The sequence below is a fragment of the Helcococcus bovis genome (assembly GCF_046035835.1).
Lineage (GTDB): Bacteria > Bacillota > Clostridia > Tissierellales > Peptoniphilaceae > Helcococcus > Helcococcus bovis.
Genome location: NZ_JBFNGB010000038.1, coordinates 1 through 2849 on the forward strand (window position 1 = coordinate 1; position 2849 = coordinate 2849).

A 2849-nucleotide genomic window follows, 5' to 3' on the forward strand; every position below is an offset into this window, starting at 1 on the left:
CCATATCTTTCATTTTCTCTATTTTCTCTTTCAATTAAATCACTTTCAAAATTCTGATATTGCGAAAATATAAAATCACTTTTAACTATTGGACTTACTTTATTTTTAATTGAATTTTTATTTATCATAATATTTTCATACATTGTCAATGGTGTTTTAATAATTTGATCGTTGAAATTTCTAATTGATCTATTACTAAATTGATAAATATCTTCATTTAATTGAGAATTGTAAAATTTTTCAGAATTATTAGTATTATATCCTTCAATTAAATTCTCATAATTTTTTATAATTCTTTTATACTCCTCGACATCTTCTTTTCTTAAATCAATATCTTCAATTCTTTTAGAATTTTGTAATTCCTTTTCTTCTTTTAATAATAATTCTTTATAAAAAGATATTTGACCATCTTCTCCAATCATCTTCTTTCTTATTTCAACGGCATTTTTTACTTCAAAAAAGTGTAGTGAAAATATTAAAATTAAAGTTGCTAATAAATATATCGTAAAACTTTGGTTGTTAACAATCTTTCTTAATTCAAATTTAAATATGCTATATTTAGATATTTTTAAAATGTTTTGTGTATTAAAATTTCTCATAGATTTTTGTAACATAAGTATTGAAATACTTATGAATAATACTGAAATAACAAAAAATATCAATAAATATATTAAGCTATTTGACTCTAAATTTTTAAATATTCTATCTCCGCTATCAGTAATGATATAATTAACTTTTCCTTTTAAACTTCTAACATGATCAATTGCATATATTGGATTAAATACTGTTTTTAAGCTGTAAATATTTTCTGTAAAAGTATATCCTAACCCAAAAATAGAAATTAAAACTGCTAAAGATGTTTGCTTAAAAGAAAATAAACTATTAACTAATATTATTAAAGAATAAACCAAATTCATTATTACAATAAAAGATAATAAAATTAGCGGTATAAGCTCATATGCCTTAAAATATTTAGGAACTGTTCCATCATAAAATATTCTATATATTTCTCTAAATCCTCCTAAATTTATACCTTGAGCAAAACATATCAATGCCAAAAATATTAAAAATGATGAAAAATATATTATAGAAATTAAATTCATAGAAATTAGTTTTGAAATAATCAATTTTATATAATTTATAGGCTGTGTTTTTAATAAATTAATAGTACCATCTTCTCTTTCTTTGCTCAAAATTCCATAAAATGCTAATATCGCAAAAGCTAAAAATGGTATTCCAAATATTATTTTGCTATTGTATATTATTCTTCTCGCATAGTTTGTTGATAAAAATTCAAACTGCCCAACATTCATATTCAAGTTTTTTTTTTGATATAGTCCATTTCAAATATTCCATATTTAAATGTTTTAAAATCTGTTTCATCTTCTATATTTAATCCAAATTTTTCATTGTATTTAATAGCTTTTTGCATAAATTTATATGATAAATCAAAAAATTCCTTACTAATGTCAAGTCTTTCTTTAAAAGATTTCTTATCAATATTTTTTATAAAATCCTGTAATTTAGGATAATTATCATATGTGTATTTAAATATATCATTAAATTCAGAAAAATAATTTTCCTTATCCATTATTTTATATTTATTTTCAACAAAATTCATTGTAAATATCCCATCTGCTGTAGAATGCTCATAAGATGAATACTCTGATGATAAATCTAATGAATTATTAGATCTATAATTTACATAAAAAGACATGATAATAGCAAATAAAATAGTAAATAATATTAATTTTGATTTATATATTTTTTTTATTTCTAATTCAATCATGTTAACCTCTTATTTGATAAAAAGCTAGTCAAAAAGACTAGCTTTTTATATTTATTTATCAATATAATTAGAATATTTTCCTATGTCATATGGATTTGAAACTAGGTATAGTGTTCCAGAATAATAATGTAATGTACTTTCTGTATTATCAACCTTTTTTCCTTTTTTAATGTATCCTTCATTATATATTATGTTAAAAATTAACTTCCTTAAATAATCTAGAATGTATTCAAATTACATAATCTATAACATAAAAAACTATTAAATGAATAAAAGAGAATATACTTATGTTTAAAAATCCTATAGTTAATTTAGATTCTTTTTTATTTTTGTTTAAGAAATATATATTAACCATATCTAGTATTACAATTATGAAGAAAAGTATATGAAGTGCATTATTAAACTTACCTATCATAAATATTAAAAAATATTTAACCACCATCAAAATTATTGAAAAATAATATAGTAGCATTTTTATCACCATTTACTTATTTCTACTTTTGTATCCACTAAATTATGATTTGAATCATAAAATTTAAATACCAATTTATTTCTTCTTCCAGAAGCATAAAGATATGATTTATAATATTCTCCAATAAATCCTCCGGAATATGATGAAAAAATTGAAGCAAAAAAAGAAATTCCTGAAAAAAGCTTTGAATTAGGAAGACCAATCAGCCCTAAAATAATAGATGTTACTGTACTTCTTCCTTTATTCAAATCACGGACTGCCCCTGTGTTAGTAGATACTAATTTATAATCACCGTACATTTCTCCATATCCTATCTGATTTTGCATACTTGTCCATTCCTCAACTCCATTATTTCCCCCTGGTCTTCCAGCCCATGCTGATGGGAATATCTCATTCTTTTTTTGATAAAAAGCTTCAACAATCCCATATTCATAAGTAAACATTATCACAAATGCAAACACAACAGCTACTAATTTTTTAAAATTTTTTTTCATTTTCTTCTCCTAAATATATATTTTTGTAAATTATAACTTACAACTATATATTAATATAATTATTTTTATTTTAAAATGACATCGATGTCATGTT

3 protein-coding genes are annotated in these 2849 nt (G+C 21.7%); all 3 read right to left on the reverse strand.

Features of this window, described 5'->3' with window-relative positions:
- On the reverse strand, window positions 1-1313 hold a 1313-nt coding region (locus ABGF48_RS08360), incomplete at its 3' end, for an ABC-2 transporter permease (protein ID WP_408105884.1).
- Window positions 1314-1315: 2 nt separating this feature from the next.
- Window positions 1316-1789 carry a hypothetical protein gene (locus ABGF48_RS08365; RefSeq protein WP_408105885.1) on the reverse strand — a complete coding sequence of 158 codons (474 nt, stop codon included), beginning with the start codon at window positions 1787-1789 and terminating at the stop codon, window positions 1316-1318.
- Window positions 1790-2266: 477 nt separating this feature from the next.
- Window positions 2267-2755, reverse strand: coding sequence for a hypothetical protein (locus tag ABGF48_RS08370; RefSeq protein WP_408105886.1), 489 nt, complete (start codon window positions 2753-2755; stop codon window positions 2267-2269).
- Window positions 2756-2849: the final 94 nt, after the last annotated feature.